The organism is Roseovarius autotrophicus, assembly GCF_018069895.1.
GTDB lineage: Bacteria > Pseudomonadota > Alphaproteobacteria > Rhodobacterales > Rhodobacteraceae > Roseovarius > Roseovarius autotrophicus.
In genome coordinates this window covers 45015-60652 of the sequence record NZ_JAGQDH010000002.1, presented here as the reverse complement: position 1 = coordinate 60652, position 15638 = coordinate 45015, and the positions used below count along the sequence as shown (strand labels likewise).

Sequence of the window (15638 nt, the reverse complement as noted above, 5' to 3'; positions counted from 1 at the left end):
CGCGCCCCCGTCAAAGGACTGGCCATGTGCGCCGCACCCGCGCTTTTGATCGACGGCACCGCCCGGATCGGGACGACGCCGCTTTTCGGGCCGCTGCGGCTCGGGGTCGCGGGCGGGCGGATCACCTGCCTGCTCGGCCCCTCGGGCGTGGGCAAGACCACGCTCCTGCGGCTTGTGGCGGGACTGGACGAGGTGACGCGGTTCGAGGGGCGGATCACCGCCTCTGACGGCCTGCCCCTTGCCGGGCGCATCGCGCTGATGGCGCAGGGGGCGGATCTGCTGCCCTGGCGCGATGTGCTGGGCAATGTGGCGCTTGGGGCGCGGCTGCGCGGGCAGCCGCCCGACCTGCCCCGCGCCCGCGCGATCCTTGACCGGATGGGCCTTTCCGAACACGCCCGCAAACGCCCCCATGCCCTCTCGGGCGGGCAGCGGCAGCGCGTGGCGCTTGCCCGCACGCTGATGGAGGATCGCCCGATTGTCCTGCTGGACGAGCCGTTCTCGGCACTTGACGCGGGCACGCGCGCGCAGATGCAGGACCTCGCCGCCGAGCATCTGACGGGGCGCACCGTGCTGATGGTGACGCATGATCCGGGCGAGGCCGCGCGGATGGGCCACGCCATCCACATCCTCACCGCAACCGGGCTTGAGACCGTCGCGCCGCCACCCGCAAAGGTGCCGCGTGCGGTCGATGATCCCCAGACCCTTGCCGTGCAGGGCCGCCTTCTGGCACGCCTGCGCCCCGCCGCCTGAAAGGAGCCACCCATGCGCCCCACCGACCACCTGCAATCGCTTGTCGCCGAGGACTGGCACGCCGCCACGCATCACCGCTTTACCGGCGATCTTGTCGCGGGCCGCCTGACCGAGGCCCGGATGCTGGCCTATCTGCGGCAGGATCACCTTTTTCTTGGCGGTTTCGTGCGGCTTCTGGCTTCGGCCATCGCCCATGCGCCCACATTGCCGGACGCCATCCCGGCGGCGCAGTTCCTGGCCCTCGTGACCGGGCCGGAGAACACCTATTTCGAGCGTGCGATCACCGCCCTCGGCGGCACGGTCACGCCCCCCGCCCCCGCCCATCCGGTCACCGCCGATTTTCAGGCGCTGATGGCCGAGGCCACGGGCTCGGGCAGTTACCCACGGATGCTGGCGGTGCTGGTGGTGGCGGAATGGTGCTATCTCGACTGGGCGCACCCACATGAGGACAAGGCGCGCGATTTGCCATTCTGGGCCGGAGAGTGGATCACGCTCCACAGCGGCGCGGGCTTCGAGGGCGTGGTGGCTTATCTGCGTGACCAACTTGACCGCACCTGGCCAAAGATCGGGCCGCAGGAGCAGGCCGAGACCGCCGCCCTTTTCGCCCGCGCCACCCGGCTTGAACGCGCGTTCTTTGCCGCCGCCCTCGCAGATTTCGCCACCGCATGACCCGCGTGCTGACCATCGCCGCCTCGACCGCACTGGCGCTTGGCCTGTGGCAGGCGCTGGTGATGCTGGCGAGCCTGCCGCCCTTTATCCTGCCGGGGCCAGGGCGCGTGGCCGAGGCCCTCTGGACAAGCCGTGCGCTCATTGCCGAACACGGCGTGATCACCGCTGCCGAAGTGCTTATCGGGCTGGCGCTCGGGGCGGTGCTGGGCGGGACCTCGGCCATCGGCCTTGCCGCCTCGCCCGTGGCGCGCCGCCTGATCCGCCCGATGATGGTGTTTTCACAGGCGATTCCCGTCTTTGCCCTCGCGCCGATCCTGACGCTCTGGCTGGGCTACGGGCTTGCCTCCAAGATCGCCATGGCGCTGCTGATCATCTATTTTCCGGTCACCTCGGCCTTTTTCGACGCGCTCATGCGCACGCCGCAGCCGTTGCTCGATCTCGGGCGCGTCATGGGCGCGAACGGCACGCGGCTCATGTGGCATATCCGCGTGCCCGCCGCCCTGCCCGGTTTCGCCTCGGGTCTGCGGCTGGCGGCGGTCTATGCGCCCATCGGGGCGATCATCGGTGAATGGGTGGGGGCGTCCAAGGGGCTGGGCTATCTCATGCTTCTGGCCAATGGCCGCGCCAAGATCGACCTCATGTTCGCCGCCCTCATCGTGCTGGCGCTCCTGACGCTCTTGCTGCACGCCGGGGTGGATCGGGGGTGTAGAAGGTGGCTGGATGGGCACTCGGCAGGCTGAGCGGACCCATTCGGCACGCCAGCAGGGATTGCCCGGAATTCGCCCGCCCTTTACCTTGATCCTACCGGATTTTGAGACTCACATCGTCTGGACGCGTATTTCAGGATCACCTTTGCCATGTCTACCCGCCTCTCGGTCTTTGTCGATGCCGACAACATTCCCGCCGCGCAGGCCGGGCACATCCTCGCACTCGCCCGACGACACGGCGCGCCGGATCTTGTGCGCGCCTATGGCAATGCATGCAATCTTCCCGATTGGGAAAGGATGCCCGGATTTCACTTTGTCCATTCCGGCAGTGGCAAGAACGCGACCGACATGCTGATCTGCATCGACGCGATGGAACGCGCGCTTTCCGGGAAATGCGAGGCTGTTATGCTGGTCAGTTCGGATCAGGACTTTACCCACCTCGCCACCCGTTTGCGCGGCTACGGCCTGACCGTGATCGGCGCAGGCGAAGCCAAGACGGTCGAGAGATTGCGCGCAGCGTGTTCCCTGTTCGAGGTGTTGCCCGCAAGCGCGCCGCAATGCCCGAAACCGGATCAGCCCGGAAAGGTCGATCTGATAGACAGGAAAATCAAGGCTGTCATCCAGAAGAACAGCAAGAACGGCCACGGCATTCCAATTACATCTCTGGCGAACCTGATGCGGAGCGAGCACGACTTCAAGATCAGCGAACTGCCCGACAAGACCTGGCGCACCTATCTGACTAAACGCGCCGCGCTCTACAATCTTGACCCCAAGGGGCCGAAGGCGAATGTGCGCTTCAGACCCGAGGGGTTTGCGAACACCCCGGTCTAACGCCCTTCGGAAATCCCTCAGAAATCCGTCGGTGCCCCGCCCTCGGCCTTGCGCCGGGCCACGAAATCCGCCAGTTCCGCGCGCACCGCGCCCTCCATCGGCGGGGCCTCAAAGTCGGCGATGATGTCCTGAAACACCTGATGCGCGCGCGCCGGTGTCCAGACCGCGCCAGCCGACTCCCAAGCCTCATAATTGCGCCAATCAGAGAGGAAGGGCTGATAAAAGGCCGTGGTATAGCGGTCCTGCGTGTGCTGGATGCCAAAGAAATGCCCCTTGTCGCCGACCTCGCGGATCGCCTCTATGGCGATCTCGTCAGGGCCTGTGGCGGTCAGCATCGGGTCCATATAGCGTTGGATTTGCTGCAAAATCTCGCAATCCATGATGAATTTCTCAGGGCTGGCGATCAATCCGCCCTCCAGCCACCCGGCGGCGTGATAGACCATATGCGCCCCCGCCTGCACCGCCGACCACAGGCTGTTCGAAGTCTCCCACATCGCCTGCCCGTCGGGCACGTTCGCAGCACAGACACCAGACGCCCGCAACGGCAGCTTGTAGAACCGCGCCAATTGCCCGGTCATCTGCGTGGCGCGCATGTATTCCGGCGTCCCGAATGCGGGCGCGCCGGATTTCATGTCCACGTTGCTGGTAAATGTGCCAATGGCACAGGGCGCGCCGGGGCGGATCAGCTGCGCCAGCACCACCGCACAGAGCGCCTCGGCAATCGACTGCGCCACCGCCCCCGCCATCGTCACCGGCGCCATGGCCCCGGCCAAGGTGAACGGCGTCACCACCAGACCCTGCCCGCGCCGCGCCAGCCGCATCCAGCCATCGAGCATCGGAAAGTCGTGCTTGAGCGGCGAGGTAGAGTTGATGTTGGTATACATCCGGGGCGTCGCCTCGAATTCTTCGTGTGTCAGCCCCCCCGCGATGCGCACCATCTCCATCACGTCATCGACCCGCTCCGCGCCCAAGGAATAGGCATGCATCGCCTTGTCGGTCAGCGTCAGCTTGTCATAGAGCACGTCCAGATGCCGGACGCTGGCATGAATATCCTGCGGCTCCACCGGATAGCCGCCCGCGAAATGGATGCAGTTGAAATATTGCGTCAGTTTCAGCAGGTTCTGGCACATCTCGCGGGTGCCCGCGACCTTGCGCCCGATCTTCATATCCCAGTAACTCGGCGGCGAGGAGACATTGCCGAAATTAAGGTGATTGCCCCCCATGGTGATACGGCGGTCCGGGTTGCGTGGTGTGATGGTCCAGCTTTCGGGCGCCTTGCCGATCATCTCCATGACGAAATCGCGGCCCATGCGGACATTCTCGCCGTTGATCTCGCAGCCGCCAGAGGCGCGCAGGATCGCCACCGCCTCGGGGTTGAGAAATTCGATCCCGATCTCCTCAAGTATCCGCATGGCGCCATCGTGGATCGCCAGAACACCCTCGGGCGAGAGCGGCTCCACCGGCGAGTCGATGTTCAGCGGCGGGTTCCAGGGCATCTGCTCGATCGCTGCGCCACCGCGCCGCGCGGCATTGCCCGCGCGCCCGCCACTGCGTGTCCTGCGTTTGAGATCTTCGGCCATGTCGCGCCCTCCCGGTGCTCGTCCCGGCCTACGAAACACCGTGCGCGCGCGCGTCACCCGCCGCTTTGCGACGCAGCCTGTCGTTTTTTCAACTCGGCGCGCCGCCGCCGTCCCTCATGCCAGAGATAGAGCGCAAGGCTTGCCACCACCACCGCGCCGCCTGCAAGCATGACCGGCGTCGGCCGCTCCCCCACGCCCAGCCAGACCCAGAGCGGGCCGAGCACGGTCTCCAGCAACAAAAGCAGGCTCACATTGGAGGCGTGCGTGTGGCGAGAGGCAAACGAGAGCGAGAAGAACGACACCGGCAGGATGACAAGGCCGCAAACCGCGATGGCCCAGACCGCGCCCTGCCCCATCTGCGCCGGCCCCGTCACCGCCCAGCCCGTCGCCCCCGCCAGCACCGCGCCAAGCCCGATCACCAGCGCAATGGGCATGTCCGGGCGCGCGCGCAACAGCACGAAGTTGAGCGCCAGCACCAGCGCCACCCCCAGCCCCGCCGCAAGCCCCAGCACCGCGCTGCCCGCGTCCGTGCCGTCGCCCCCCGAAACCGCCAGCGCCAGCCCGGCCATGACCGCGACAATGGCCACCCATGTGGCGGGGCGCGTGCGCTCTGCCATCACCGCCCATGACAAGAGCGCTGCGAAAACCGGGGCCGTGGCCACGCCCAGAAGCATCACTGCCACCGGCGCATGCGCGATGCCAAGGCTGAACAGCGTCATGTTGGCATATTGCGTGACGACAAGCAGCGCGCCCGTGCCGGTGGCCAGCATCGCCAGATCGCGCGCCTTGGCGCGTGCCGTGACGCTCCAGAGGATCAGCATGACCGTCCCCATCATGACTCCGCGCCAGCCCACCATCTGATAGCCCGCCATGCCCGAGAGCCGCATGAAAAGCGCGTCGGGCGTCAGCATCAGCGCACCGAATATGGCCAGCGCCAACCCGAAGAGCGGATGGCGCGTCACGCCAGAAGCCAGCCGGGCAGATGGCCGATATCCGGCAGAACGGCATCGGCCAAGGGCAAAAGATCCTGTGCAATCGCCGTGCCCGTCAGCACGCCGACACAGGCCATGCCCGCCGCGCGCCCCGCGATCAGGTCATGGGTGCTGTCGCCCACCATGACCACGCGCGCCGGGGCCACATTCACCGCATGCGCGAAGGCCAGCAACGGCCCCGGCGCGGGCTTGGCGCCAAAGCCGGAATCGAAGCCTGCGATGAAATCGAACCGCTCCAGAACCCCCGCCGCACCCAGATGCGCGCGCGCGCCGTATTCCGTGTCATTGGTCATCACCCCAAGCCGCAGCCCCTGCCCCCGCAACCCGTCGAGGTAAGGCATGAGCGGCACGGCGGGCGCAAGCGGCGCGCGCGCCGCGCTCAGCATCAGGTGATCTTCGATCGCCGCCACGCTGCGCCCTGGCAGCGCGGTGGCCAGACATTCCGCCGCCTCGCGGTTGGTCCCGGCGATGACCGGGCTTGTCGGGCGGAACCGGCGCACGACAAGGTCGTAATCGACCGTCGCGGCAAGCCGCACGACAAGACCCGCGTCGCCTGCCGCCAGATCATGCAGCACCTCATGCGCCCAATGGCTCCAGGTGGCGTGAAAATCGAACAGGGTCCCGTCCTTGTCGAACAGCACCGCATCGGCGCGCAATCTCATGTCCAGTTCATCTCCTGCCCGCCTGGCAGGGCGGCGCGCGCCCGCATCGGCAGGTCATATTTGTGGCCCTGCGAATCGCAGAACGCCACCACCCAGTGATCGTCCATCATCACAAAATCGAGTACCGCGCCGAGAAACTCGGCCTCCGCCGCGCGCGCGCGGAAATCCGCCTCCGAGGCCCCGGTCGCGCCGAGAAACACCGGCCACAACTCATCATTCCCGGCCAGCCAACCCAACGCCTGTAGCGCGACAGTTTCGGCGGTTTCCCGCATCATGGTCATGTTTATCAAATCCCGGAAAGGTTTTCTTAACCACTTAGCGCGAGAGTAAGCGAAAGGTAAACGCTAAGGGCAAAGGCGCAACCGCGATGTCGGGCACCATTCTCATCGTTGACGATCTGGCCACCAACCGGATCGTCCTCAAGGTCAAGCTCGCGACCGCGCCCTATCGCGCGGTGCAGGCGGGTGCGGCGCGCGAGGCACTGCGCATGGCTATGCGTGACGCGCCCGACCTCATCCTCGTCAATGCCCGCCTCGGCGGACAAAGCGCAGAGCCGTTCGTGCGCGCGCTGCGCCGTGTGGACCGGCTCGCTCATGTGCCCATCGTCCTGCTCCAGAGCGAGGACGACACCGCCGAACGTCTGGCATTGCTGCGCGCGGGCGCCGACGAAGTGCTGAGCAAGCCGATCCCGGAACCGCTTCTTCTGGCACGGTTGCGCAACTTCTTGCGTCAGCGCATGGCCACAGAGGAACTGCTGGCCCAGATCGGCAGCGTGACAGGCTTTGCCGAGACCCAGGCCGCGCTTTCCCCGCTGGGCCGTGTCGCCCTGTTCGGGCCGGGCCGCGCCGAGATGCTCGCCTTGCGCGCATCCCTTGCCGATCAGGTGCCACATCGCCTGACCTGTCTCACGCTCGACACCCCTCCCAATCGCGAGCCACAGGATGTATTCGTGATCCGCCTCGCCATGGCGCAGGCCGAAGAGGGGCTGCGCCTTCTGGCCGATCTAAAGGCCGCACCCGGCACGCGCCATTGCCCGGTGATAGCCATGCTCGAGAACGATGCCGCTCCGCTTGCCGTGACGCTGCTCGACATCGGCGCGGATGAGGTGGTACCGGCCCGGATCAGGCCCGAGGAACTCGCTCAGCGGATCGCCCGCCAGATGCGCCACAAGCGCCTGAAAGAAGGGTTGCACGCGCATATGCGCTCGGGGCTGGAGGCGGCGCTGCGTGACCCGCTCACCGGGGCCTATAACCGTCGCCATGCCCTGCCCTGGCTCGAACGGCAGATCGCGCGCCTCACACTCAACCGCAAGAGCCTTGCCGTGATGGTGGCCGATCTCGATTTCTTCAAGCGGATCAATGACCGGCATGGCCATGTCGCGGGCGATGCCGTGCTGTGCGCGGTGACCGAGCGGTTGCGCGCGCATCTGCGCGAAGGCGATCTTCTGGCGCGCATCGGCGGCGAGGAATTCCTGATCGCGCTGCCCGACACGTCGCGCGCCCAGGCACAGGAGGTGGCGGCCCGGCTCTGCGAGGCGGTCAGCGCCACCCCGGTGATCATTCCCGGCGGGGGGGCGCCGATTCCGGTCACCCTCAGCATCGGCGTCACCGTGGCCGCCTCCCGCCCCGGACTTCCGCCGCCCCTCATGCAGACCCTGCTGGAACAGGCCGATCGCGCTCTTTATGCGGCCAAGGCGCGTGGACGCAATCAGGCGCGGTTCTGCGCACGATCCGCCGCCTGAGCGCCGCGCGCGCGAAAGGCGCGCGGCGCTTCGCCCCACATGGCGACAAAGGCGCGGCTAAAGGCGCTCCGGCTCTGGAAACCCACCGCACGCGCCACCTGATCCACCGGCGCACGCCGCTCTGTCAGCATCTGCGCGGCGCGCGCAAGCCGCAAATCGCGCAGAAGCGTCATCGCACCCTGGCCGTAAGCCGCCTGAAACCGCGCCGCAAAGCGTGACCGGCTCATCCCTGCCGCCCCGGCAAGGCTTTCCAGCGTGTGGGGGCTGCCGGGTTCGTCAAGCATCGCGCGCAAACCCCGCCACAACCCCGGATCGGCCAGCGCCGCCAGCCATGTCACCCCCGGATCGCCCGCCTCCAGCCGCGTGCGCAACATCTCGATCAGGCATTGCAGCAAGAGCGCGCGCACCATTGCGCCTTGACCGGGCCGCGCGCTGCCCATCTCGGCCACCAGCGCTGCCATCGCCTGCGCGGCCACCGGGCTCGCGGTCACATCGAGGCTGAGCGGCGCGCGCAAAAGGTCAATCAGCCCATGCGTCCCGCGCAACCCCAGCGAGATGGTCGAGCACAGCACGACCATCACCCCCGCCCCCTCGCCACGCGCCAAATGCGCCTCCAGATCGAGCCCGACCGGCCGACACGCGGGCAAGCCCACCTGCCCACCCCCGCGATTGTTCAACGAATGGCTTCGGCTCGCCGGCACCAGCACAAGCCGCCCCGGTTGCAGCTCCAGCGGTGCCATCCCCTGCACCGACAAGACACCTTGCCCGCCCAGCACATAATGCAGCGTGGCGCGCGGATTGCGGCCCAACCCCATGCTGCACGCGCCTTCAAGCGCACAGATCGCAAAGGGGTCGGCGCTAATCTCAAGCGCGTCGAGAATCCGGTCGTGGGGATGCTCCTGCATGGCCTCACCTTGCCGCAGCCTGCAAGGAAAGGCACGAAAAATTCATCTCTTGCCCCAGATTCGGGACGCAAAGGCACATCGCCCCCGCCAGACTACCGCCAACACTCACCAAGGGAGGACCCCATGTGCAATTGCCCTGACCACGATCATGACCCCAAATTCACCCGCCGCGCCGCGTTGACCGGCACCGCCGCACTTGCCGCCGCCACCGGCCTTGCGACCACCGGCGCGCGCGCGCAAGACAACCCCTACGCGCCACCCGCAGAGCCGTTCCTGCCACCAAGCGACATGGTGCTCGACCTCAGCCGCGCCGCGCTCGTCGTCACCGATCCGCAGATTGACTTTCTCTCGCCCGACGGCGTCGCCTGGGGCGCGGTCGGCGCGAGTGTCACCGCCAACAACACCGTCGCGAACATCGAACGGCTGTTCAAGGCGGCCAAGGGCGCGGATATCCCCGTCGCCATCTCGCCGCATTACTACTACCCAAGCGATCACACGTGGAAATTCGGCGGCGCGCTGGAAAAACTGATGCATGCCATCGGCATGTTCGACCGCACCAGCCCGGTGAGCATGGAGGGGTTCGAAGGCTCGGGCGCCGATTACATGCCGCAATACAAGCCCTATATCCTTGACGGCAAGACGATCATTTGCTCGCCGCACAAGGTTTACGGGCCGGAAACCAACGATCTTGCGCTGCAATTGCGCAAGGCGGGGGTGGATCAGGTGATCCTTGCCGGCATGTCCGCCAACCTCTGCACCGAAGCGCATATGCGCGAACTGCTCGAACAAGGCTTCGAGGTGGCGGTGGTCTCGGACGGGACCGCGGCGGCGATGCTGCCCGAGGGTGACGGCTATCTCGCGGCGCTCATCAACTTCCGTTACATGGCCAACGCGCTCTGGACCACGGATGAGGTCGTGGCGATGCTCGGCTGAGTGCGCCACCGGCCGTTGCCGGGGATGAACGAGGCCGCCCGCGCGGGATCACGCAACCGCGCGGGCATTTTCTTTTGCCGCGATCCGGCCTAAGCCTGCATCAGACCAAGACGGAGTCAGGGCAATGGCAAAGACCATGATCGGGGTGATCGGCGGTTCGGGACTGTATGATATCGACGGGCTGGAAGGCGCCACATGGCAGAACGTCGAGACGCCCTGGGGCGCCCCCTCGGACGCGATCCTGACCGGGCGGCTAGACGGCGTGCCCATGGCTTTTCTGCCGCGCCACGGGCGCGGCCATGTCCATAGCCCCTCCTCTGTCCCCTACCGCGCCAATATCGACGCACTCAAACGGCTGGGCGTGACCGATGTGATCAGCGTCTCGGCTTGCGGATCGTTCCGCGAAGATCTGGCCCCCGGCGATTTTGTCCTTGTCGATCAATATATCGACCGCACCTTCGCGCGCGAGAAATCCTTTTTCGGCCCCGGCTGCGTGGCCCATGTCAGCGTTGCGCACCCGACCTGCGCGCGCCTTTCGGACGCCTGCGAGCAGGCCGCGCGTGACGCGGGTATCACCGTGCATCGCGGCGGCACCTATCTGGCGATGGAAGGTCCGCAATTCTCGACCATGGCCGAATCGAAACTCTACCGCGATCAATGGGGTTGCGACGTGATCGGCATGACCGGGATGCCCGAGGCCAAGCTCGCCCGTGAGGCCGAGCTTTGCTATGCTTCGGTCGCCATGATCACGGATTATGACAGCTGGCACCCGGATCATGGCGCGGTCGATATCACCACGATCATCGCCACGCTCGGGGCCAATGCCGACAAGGGCCGCGCCCTTGTCCGCCGCCTGCCCGCGCTTCTGGGCGCGACCCGCGCCCCCTGCCCGCATGGCTGCGACCGCGCGCTCGACTTCGCGCTGCTCACCACGCCCGAGAGACGCGCCCCCGAGGCTCTGGCGCGGCTCGACGCGGTGGCGGGGCGGGTGCTGTAGAGGCTTCAGTCCCTGACCGCGCCGTCGCCCGTCACCAGATATTTGAAGCTGGTCAGTTGTTCCGCCCCCACCGGGCCGCGCGCGTGCATCTTGCCGGTGGCTATACCGATTTCCGCGCCCATGCCGAATTCGCTCCCGTCGGCAAATTGCGTCGATGCGTTGTGCATCAGGATGGCGCTGTCGAGCCGGGAAAAGAAGCGCGCCACCGCGCCCGCGTCCTCGGTCACGATGCAATCGGTGTGGCTCGACCCATACTGCCGGATATGGGCGATGGCGGCGTCAAGGTTATCGACCACTCTGGCAGCGATGATGCTGTCGAGATACTCGCGCCCCCAGTCCTCGTCGCTGGCAGGCGTCACGCCGGGGATGGATTGAAGCGCCGCGTCGGCCCGCACCTCCACGCCCGCGTCGATCAGCGCCCGAATCACGCCCTGCCCTATGGTGTCGGCGATCTCGCGGTGGATGAGCAGGCATTCGGCGGCGCCACAAATCCCTGTGCGCCGGGTCTTGGCGTTGAGCACGACCTTGAGCGCCTTTTCCGGGTCCGCCTCGGCGTCAAGATAGATATGCACGATGCCTTCGAGATGGGCAAAGACCGGCACCCGCGCCTCGGCCTGCACCAGGCCCACAAGGCCCTTGCCGCCGCGCGGCACGATCACGTCGATATGGTCGGTCATGCCCAGCATGAGCTGCACCGCCGCACGGTCGGTCACCGGCACGCGCTGGATCGCATCCTCGGGCAATCCGGCGGATTTCAGCCCCTCGACAAGGCAGGCATGGATCGCGCCCGAGGAGTGAAAGCTCTCGGACCCGCCGCGCAGAATCACCGCATTGCCCGATTTGAGGCACAGCGCACCGGCATCGGCGGTGACGTTGGGACGGCTTTCGTAGATCACGCCGATCACGCCCAGCGGGGTGCGTACCCGCTGGATATGCAGGCCATTGGGCCGATCCCATTCGGCAATGATCTGCCCCACGGGATCGTCCTGCGCCGCCACCGCGCGCAACCCTTCGACCACGCCCCAGAGCCGCTTTTCGTCGAGCATGAGCCGGTCGAGCATGGCCGGCGTCAGCCCCTTGTCGCGGCCGGCCTCCATGTCCTGCGCGTTGGCGGCCAGAATCGCGTCGCGGCCCGTCCAGACCGCCTCGGCAGCGGCTTCGAGGGCGGCCTGCTTGGTCTCTGGTGTGGCGGTGGCGAGGTCCGCGGCGGCCACGCGGGCGCGCGCGCCGATTTCGGCCATGAGGGCGGGAATGTCGGTGAGATCCTTCATCGGCTTGCCTTCCGCTGCTGAGGGCCCCTTATAGCCCGGCACCGCACCCGCCTGCAACGCCCTCGCCCGCAGATGGCAGGTCAAGGACCGATCAGCGGATCGTCAGTCCCGAAATCGGGACGATGAGAACCACACCGCACTTGCGCGCGCTGACAAGTCGGCCTCCGGACAGCCGCCCCGCAGGAAACCGGATCAAGCCCTATCACGTCAGGCATCGGGGTCGGCGAGGCGCGGCGCAATCCCGCCGAGCAAGCGCCTGCGCCGCCTCACGACAAGGGCACCAAGCCACGCAACTCGGGCCATTCCCCGGGCGCACCGCCCTCGCCTTCGGGCCGCGCAAGCAGCACCTGGGCATGGAAATGGCCCGTGGTCTCGTAGCCCTCGGGCGCGTGTCCGGCCGCGCGGGCATTGGCGATGGCGCGGGCCTGCTCCTCGGGGCTTTCGAAACGGCGGTGGATGAAGGGCGCCACCGGCAGCACCTCCTGCCGCATGCCGTGGCGCACCAGCACCTCGACCGCTGCCGCGCGCTCGTTGCCGCGAATGGGCGAGGTCATGATCCAGGGCTTCCTCTCGCCGCAGGCCGTCAGAACACGGTCAAGCGTGCGCGGCATGAGCTGCGCGACCGAACCGCATTCCACGATCATGTCCACCTGCCCGAGCGCGGCCGCCAGAGCGGGCGAGGCTGCGTCCACTTCGAGGTTCTCGGCAAAGCCTTCGTCGAACAGCCCCACGGCGTGACCATAGGCGATGGCATTCGGCATCACGTCGAGGCCAATCACATGCAGGGGCGGCGAGTAGCAGGGCAGACGCGCCAGCCAGGTGCGATCCCCCGCGATCACCTCGGCGGGCGACATGCGATCGAAGTCCGGCGCGCGGTAGCGGTCGAACACATCGATCAGCGAAATCTCGTGGCGCATCAGGAGCGTGACAAGCCCATAGCTTGACGCGAAATCCAGAAGGCGCGGCGCGGCAAGGCCGCGCACCCGGCACAACGCACCCAGCCCCTTGCGAAACAACGCCACAGCATGCATCTGGTTGCGATAGCCAAGCGCGTCCAGCATGCGGAAATAGGCGCGGCAATCGGGCTGGTCATAAGTGTCATCGAAGATCGTGACAAAGCTTTCGTCTTGTGGCTGGTTGTTCATGGCCTTGGTCCCTCGGGTCACGGGATGGATGGGGCGAACCTGCCCGCCCGGATACGCGATTACAAGCGGCACAGGCGGTTTCGCAATACGGCGCACGGTGGCGTGATCGGCGCGGCGTGCACACAAGAGCGCCTGAAACAATGTTGCGCCGCGATTTACCGAAAGTGAACGCCTGTGCGGTAACGTCATTTGCAAGCATGGATTGTGCAGCGCATGTTGGGGCAGCCGTTCATGTGCTCACAAGGATTATCTCGATGGCCGAGGCCAGCACTCAAACCCTGCCCGACAATTCCCGTGTGATGATGGGCGCAAGCCTCGCCTGGCTGGCAGTGGTGATTTTCGCTGCGGGCAATTCCATCGTCTCGCTTCTGGCTGAGATCGGCATGGAAAACCGGGTGATGGGGCGCAATGTCATCACCTATTGCAACCTGCTGTTCGTGGGTTCGCTCATGTCGATCGTGCCGATGAGTTTCATGTTCTGGCGTGAATGGACGCTTGAAAACCTGCGCAAGCTGACGCGCCGGCACTGGATGATCCTGACACTATCGGCCTTCCTGTCCTCGGCGCTGACGCCGGGGCTTTTCTTTTATGCACTGGAAAAAACCACGGTGACCAACGTGGTCCTTGTGGGTCGGATCGAACCGCCTCTGTTTTTGCTCGCGGTCTGGCTCTTCCTGCGCGAGGAGTTCGAGCCTTGGGCCTTTGTCGCCGGTCTCGTGGCGCTTGGCGGCGCGGTGCTGATGCTTTGGCTGAACGGCGGCGGCGGCTTCGACATCGGCAAGGGCGAGATCGGGGCGCTTCTGGCGACATTGTCCTATATAGCCTCGACACTGGTTGCGCGCACCGGTCTGCGCGGTATCCCGATGGGGATTTTCGCGATCTACCGCACCGTGGTAGGCACCATCTTCTATTTCTTCCTCGCGATCTATCTCTTCGGCCCTGACCATTTCCAGGACGTGTTCCATCCGCTGGTGTGGGAATGGGTCTGGATCTATGCGCTTATCGTGGTGATCGGCGGACAGTTCGCCTGGGCGCTCGGGCTGAAATACGCGCGCTCGGGCGATGTGTCTCTGGCCACCTCGTTCTCGCCACTCGCCGCCATCCTCATTGCCATGATCCTTCTGGGCGAGGATCCTGGTCCGGGCCTCATTCCCGGCGGGGCGATCATCCTGCTGGCCATCGGCCTCGGGCAATACGGGCGCATCCGTTCACAACGGATGCGCGAGGATTGCGCAACGAGAAGACAGGCGGCGGAACGCGCGCTGGAACATGAGGGCGAGGTGAATTTCAAGGGCGCGTGAGCGGAAACCCCGTCATCCTCGGGTCAAGCCCGAGGATGACGGGCGCGATCATTACCCCTCGGCCACCACCCGAAAAACCTCGCGCGGGGAAACCGCGCCCGACAGTCCCAACCGGTCCAGCGCCGCGCGCTTGAGCGCCCCCCCGGCGCCGGTCCCGACCGAAACATCCGCCGCAAATCCCGCCGCGCCGGGCATCTCCCAGATGTCCACCGGCACGGGGGCGCGCATCGCCTCGGGCCGGATGGCGTGCGACGCAATTACCCGCTGCCGTGCCGCATTCGCGTGGGGCACATGGCGCGCGGCCTTGGCAAGCGGCGCACGACGATAGGTGGGATAGACCGCAAACACAGCGTCAAGCACCCCGCCGCCCTCGGCCAGATAGACGCTCACCCGCGCCCCCGAGATCAGCTTTCCTGCGATCACCCCCCCCGCATGACGCGCGACATCCGTCTCGGTCTCGGCCATAACCACCACTTCTTCCAGCAGCCCAAGCGGTTGACGCGAGAGGAAAAACGCGAGGATCTGCTCGGCCATGGCATTGTAATGGCCCACGTCCCGTGCATCATGCACGATCCGCCCGATATCGACCTCCGCCACCCCCGCCCCCGCCGCGTAAACGCGCAGCATCACGTCAAGATCGACGGCGTAATCGCCAGTCAGCTGCTCGTGGGCAATCATGGAACGATCGAAAAGATAAATCCCGGTATTGGGCGCGTTGAGCCCCCCCAGCCCCGGAAACATGAGGCGCAGCGCGGGCCGCACCAGAAGCCGCGTCATCGGCATGTTGTCGTGCGGATCGTTCCAGGCACCTTTCACCAGCCCCACGCCCGGCGCGCGCGCCTCGGCCATGCGGGCAAAAAGCGCCGTGTCGAACCGCCCCAGATCGGCATCGACCTTCATCACCCAGTCATGCCGCGCCGCCGCCACGCCGCACCGCACCGCGTGCCCCATACCGCGCCGTGCCTCGCTGACGACAGTGGCGCCCGCCATACGCGCAGCCTCGGCCGTGCCGTCCTCAGAACCGTTGTCGATCACCACCACCTCGGCCACAGGGGCCATGGCCCGCATGGTGGTGACGACCTTCGCGATGGTCGCGGCCTCGTTGTGGGCGGGAATGATGGCGCTGATGGGGGCGTGCATGGCGGCTCCTCCTG

The 15638-nt window shown here is 66.4% G+C and carries 16 protein-coding genes; 8 read left to right on the top strand and 8 right to left on the bottom strand.

The features are described from left to right. The first annotated feature begins 24 nt into the window (after nucleotides 1-24). From KAK09_RS03350 to KAK09_RS03335, 4 genes are all read left to right on the top strand, one after another. On the top strand, nucleotides 25-750 hold the full coding sequence (locus KAK09_RS03350; RefSeq protein WP_210877442.1) for an ABC transporter ATP-binding protein: 726 nt from the start codon (nucleotides 25-27) through the stop codon (nucleotides 748-750). A gap of 12 nt (nucleotides 751-762) precedes the next feature. Beyond that, nucleotides 763-1419, top strand: coding sequence for a TenA family protein (locus tag KAK09_RS03345; RefSeq protein ID WP_210877441.1), 657 nt, complete (start codon nucleotides 763-765; stop codon nucleotides 1417-1419). Then, on the top strand, nucleotides 1416-2159 hold the full coding sequence (locus KAK09_RS03340) for an ABC transporter permease (RefSeq protein WP_210877440.1): 744 nt from the start codon (nucleotides 1416-1418) through the stop codon (nucleotides 2157-2159). Before KAK09_RS03345 ends, KAK09_RS03340 begins: the two co-directional genes overlap by 4 nt. 117 nt (nucleotides 2160-2276) lie before the next feature. Further along, on the top strand, nucleotides 2277-2957 hold the full coding sequence (locus KAK09_RS03335) for an NYN domain-containing protein (RefSeq protein WP_210877439.1): 681 nt from the start codon (nucleotides 2277-2279) through the stop codon (nucleotides 2955-2957). Nucleotides 2958-2974: 17 nt separating this feature from the next. On the opposite strand, the gene KAK09_RS03330 is transcribed toward KAK09_RS03335, so the two are convergent. From KAK09_RS03330 to KAK09_RS03315, 4 genes are read right to left on the bottom strand one after another with little or no spacing between them, the layout of a single operon-like run. Beyond that, nucleotides 2975-4537, bottom strand: a complete 1563-nt coding sequence (locus KAK09_RS03330) for a trimethylamine methyltransferase family protein (protein WP_210877438.1) — start codon at nucleotides 4535-4537, stop codon at nucleotides 2975-2977. A gap of 53 nt (nucleotides 4538-4590) precedes the next feature. Then, nucleotides 4591-5499 (bottom strand): EamA family transporter, encoded by a 909-nt coding sequence (locus tag KAK09_RS03325; RefSeq protein WP_210877437.1) that lies wholly within the window; start codon nucleotides 5497-5499, stop codon nucleotides 4591-4593. Next, entirely contained in the window at nucleotides 5496-6191 is a 696-nt protein-coding gene (locus KAK09_RS03320; RefSeq protein WP_210877436.1) for an HAD family hydrolase, read from the bottom strand. Before KAK09_RS03320 ends, KAK09_RS03325 begins: the two co-directional genes overlap by 4 nt. After that, a complete protein-coding gene (locus KAK09_RS03315; protein WP_210877435.1) occupies nucleotides 6188-6472 on the bottom strand; it encodes a DUF3572 domain-containing protein in 285 nt (94 codons plus the stop codon). Before KAK09_RS03315 ends, KAK09_RS03320 begins: the two co-directional genes overlap by 4 nt. 86 nt (nucleotides 6473-6558) lie before the next feature. Between KAK09_RS03315 and KAK09_RS03310 the strand changes: the two genes are divergently transcribed. Further along, a complete protein-coding gene (locus tag KAK09_RS03310) occupies nucleotides 6559-7932 on the top strand; it encodes a diguanylate cyclase (protein WP_210877434.1) in 1374 nt (457 codons plus the stop codon). Here KAK09_RS03310 and KAK09_RS03305 read toward each other — a convergent pair. Then, the gene (locus KAK09_RS03305) at nucleotides 7899-8837 is read right to left on the bottom strand and encodes an AraC family transcriptional regulator (protein ID WP_210877433.1); all 939 of its coding nucleotides are present in this window, start codon (nucleotides 8835-8837) and stop codon (nucleotides 7899-7901) included. The two genes, KAK09_RS03310 and KAK09_RS03305, sit on opposite strands and share 34 nt — an antisense overlap. A gap of 123 nt (nucleotides 8838-8960) precedes the next feature. Between KAK09_RS03305 and KAK09_RS03300 the strand changes: the two genes are divergently transcribed. Together KAK09_RS03300 and KAK09_RS03295 are read left to right on the top strand one after the other, a co-directional pair. Further along, complete coding sequence (locus tag KAK09_RS03300; RefSeq protein ID WP_210877432.1) at nucleotides 8961-9770, top strand: cysteine hydrolase family protein; 810 nt, start codon at nucleotides 8961-8963, stop codon at nucleotides 9768-9770. A gap of 124 nt (nucleotides 9771-9894) precedes the next feature. Next, the gene (locus KAK09_RS03295; RefSeq protein ID WP_210877431.1) at nucleotides 9895-10767 is read left to right on the top strand and encodes an S-methyl-5'-thioadenosine phosphorylase; all 873 of its coding nucleotides are present in this window, start codon (nucleotides 9895-9897) and stop codon (nucleotides 10765-10767) included. Between the two features lie 5 nt (nucleotides 10768-10772). Here KAK09_RS03295 and KAK09_RS03290 read toward each other — a convergent pair whose 3' ends face one another. Both KAK09_RS03290 and KAK09_RS03285 read right to left on the bottom strand, forming a co-directional pair. Then, nucleotides 10773-12038 (bottom strand): glutamate-5-semialdehyde dehydrogenase, encoded by a 1266-nt coding sequence (locus KAK09_RS03290; RefSeq protein ID WP_210877430.1) that lies wholly within the window; start codon nucleotides 12036-12038, stop codon nucleotides 10773-10775. Nucleotides 12039-12304: 266 nt separating this feature from the next. Further along, complete coding sequence (locus KAK09_RS03285; RefSeq protein ID WP_210877429.1) at nucleotides 12305-13183, bottom strand: hypothetical protein; 879 nt, start codon at nucleotides 13181-13183, stop codon at nucleotides 12305-12307. Between the two features lie 254 nt (nucleotides 13184-13437). Between KAK09_RS03285 and KAK09_RS03280 the strand changes: the two genes are divergently transcribed. Further along, nucleotides 13438-14484, top strand: a complete 1047-nt coding sequence (locus KAK09_RS03280) for a DMT family transporter (RefSeq protein ID WP_210877428.1) — start codon at nucleotides 13438-13440, stop codon at nucleotides 14482-14484. A gap of 51 nt (nucleotides 14485-14535) precedes the next feature. Here the strand turns inward: KAK09_RS03280 and KAK09_RS03275 are convergent, their stop codons facing one another. Further along, nucleotides 14536-15624, bottom strand: a complete 1089-nt coding sequence (locus tag KAK09_RS03275; RefSeq protein ID WP_210877427.1) for a glycosyltransferase — start codon at nucleotides 15622-15624, stop codon at nucleotides 14536-14538. Between the last annotated feature and the right edge of the window lie 14 nt (nucleotides 15625-15638).

Excerpts from the sequence above, each read along its gene's own strand:
- KAK09_RS03335 (WP_210877439.1), top strand. The coding sequence starts at position 2,277 with ATGTCTACCCGCCTCTCGGTCTTTGTCGATGCCGACAACATTCCCGCC.
- KAK09_RS03285 (WP_210877429.1), bottom strand. The coding sequence starts at position 13,183 with ATGAACAACCAGCCACAAGACGAAAGCTTTGTCACGATCTTCGATGAC.
- KAK09_RS03315 (WP_210877435.1), bottom strand. The coding sequence starts at position 6,472 with ATGACCATGATGCGGGAAACCGCCGAAACTGTCGCGCTACAGGCGTTG.
- KAK09_RS03320 (WP_210877436.1), bottom strand. The coding sequence starts at position 6,191 with ATGAGATTGCGCGCCGATGCGGTGCTGTTCGACAAGGACGGGACCCTG.
- KAK09_RS03275 (WP_210877427.1), bottom strand. The coding sequence starts at position 15,624 with ATGCACGCCCCCATCAGCGCCATCATTCCCGCCCACAACGAGGCCGCG.
- KAK09_RS03295 (WP_210877431.1), top strand. The coding sequence starts at position 9,895 with ATGGCAAAGACCATGATCGGGGTGATCGGCGGTTCGGGACTGTATGAT.
- KAK09_RS03350 (WP_210877442.1), top strand. The coding sequence starts at position 25 with ATGTGCGCCGCACCCGCGCTTTTGATCGACGGCACCGCCCGGATCGGG.
- KAK09_RS03345 (WP_210877441.1), top strand. The coding sequence starts at position 763 with ATGCGCCCCACCGACCACCTGCAATCGCTTGTCGCCGAGGACTGGCAC.
- KAK09_RS03330 (WP_210877438.1), bottom strand. The coding sequence starts at position 4,537 with ATGGCCGAAGATCTCAAACGCAGGACACGCAGTGGCGGGCGCGCGGGC.
- KAK09_RS03305 (WP_210877433.1), bottom strand. The coding sequence starts at position 8,837 with ATGCAGGAGCATCCCCACGACCGGATTCTCGACGCGCTTGAGATTAGC.
- KAK09_RS03340 (WP_210877440.1), top strand. The coding sequence starts at position 1,416 with ATGACCCGCGTGCTGACCATCGCCGCCTCGACCGCACTGGCGCTTGGC.
- KAK09_RS03280 (WP_210877428.1), top strand. The coding sequence starts at position 13,438 with ATGGCCGAGGCCAGCACTCAAACCCTGCCCGACAATTCCCGTGTGATG.
- KAK09_RS03290 (WP_210877430.1), bottom strand. The coding sequence starts at position 12,038 with ATGAAGGATCTCACCGACATTCCCGCCCTCATGGCCGAAATCGGCGCG.
- KAK09_RS03300 (WP_210877432.1), top strand. The coding sequence starts at position 8,961 with ATGTGCAATTGCCCTGACCACGATCATGACCCCAAATTCACCCGCCGC.
- KAK09_RS03310 (WP_210877434.1), top strand. The coding sequence starts at position 6,559 with ATGTCGGGCACCATTCTCATCGTTGACGATCTGGCCACCAACCGGATC.